The 1,255-nt window shown below is 36.2% G+C and carries 2 protein-coding genes; both read left to right on the top strand.

The annotated features are described in order from the left end of the window. Positions 1 to 487 (top strand): NPCBM/NEW2 domain-containing protein (locus tag CCU_RS13410; RefSeq protein ID WP_208896296.1); only part of this gene is annotated, 487 nt, incomplete at its 5' end. A gap of 155 nt (positions 488 to 642) precedes the next feature. After that, positions 643 to 1,255, top strand: a 613-nt coding sequence (locus CCU_RS13405) for a hypothetical protein (protein WP_208896295.1), incomplete at its 3' end; no start/stop codon positions are given.

The following is a 1,255-nucleotide window of genomic DNA, read 5'->3' as shown; positions in this document are numbered from 1 at the left end:
CAAAAAAGTAATTAACGATGCAATAAATATAGTTGGTAAAGATGTAGAGTTATTAGATGAGCTTGAAAGAATTTCTAGTTTTGAGCCTGTGTCGCTCTCTGATTTGGATGAATTTTACAAGGATAGCGACATACATAAGTGGGCTGGAATAGATAAGGATAACACTGGAACTTCTTATTCTTCCGGTATATTACTTAGTGAATCTGGAGGATATATGTTTTCAGACTCGGAAAGCAGCGAAATAGAATATTTACTCGGCGGTAAGTATGACAAGTTGTCAGGTAAGGTTGTATTACATTATGACTGTAAGGATAATGCTGAATCCTCTGCGGCTGGTAAAGTAAAAATATATGGCGACGGTGAGCTGCTATATTCATCGGATGTTGTTAAGAGTGGTGTTCTGCCTCAGAATTTTGATTTGAATATAACTGGTGTTAATAGATTAAAAATCCGAATTTATATGGATGTTAACGCCGTATGGTTTTGACATGGGTCAAATAGAGATAGGCGTTGTAACTCCTATAGTTCAGAAGAGCTACATGAGTAAAAAATAATAAAAGAATCAAAAAGAGGGGAGGCATACTAGAAACTTATTTATAATTTGAATAATATACGGCAATCTGCTGAGAAAGAGGCGAAGAGATGATGAAATTAAGAAAAACAATAATAGGATCCTGTGCAGTATTAGGAATTGCATTATTGTGCTCCTGTGGAAATAATGGTAAATCAGGTTCTGGAGTGTTATCTACAGAGGTAATAACTGAGGAGACAACGACAGAGGCGACAACAACAGAAGCAACTACAACAGAGGCAACAACAGAAGTGACAACAGAAGAAACCACAACAGAAGTAACAACCACTGAGGTAACCACAACAGAAGCGTCAAATATAATTACAGATAATGGCTCACCTATGTCGTACAAAGAGGCTGTAAATGCATATGAGAATGAAGGTGAACGATATTTTAAAAAATATTGGATACAGCATGAGGACAGATTGTATTCAATGGATTCTTCACATGTCCTTGATGAGAATGATAATAGTTATATTAAATTTACCGATTCAGATTTCTCCTGCGTAAAGATGTATCCAGGTGATTTGTTGGTGGAATTTGGCGGAGGCTGGAATTATGATATATACCCTATTGAATCGGAGGGATATACAATGCCACAGGAATTTACTGTAGATGCAGATAATGGCTGTATAGAGTTTCGCAGAAAGAATTTGAGCGAAAAAATGGAAGAAAACAAATATG

The sequence above is a fragment of the Coprococcus sp. ART55/1 genome, from assembly GCF_000210595.1.
GTDB lineage: Bacteria > Bacillota > Clostridia > Lachnospirales > Lachnospiraceae > Coprococcus > Coprococcus aceti.
Note: the sequence above shows the minus strand (reverse complement) of the source record. Positions and strands in the feature narration are given on the sequence as shown.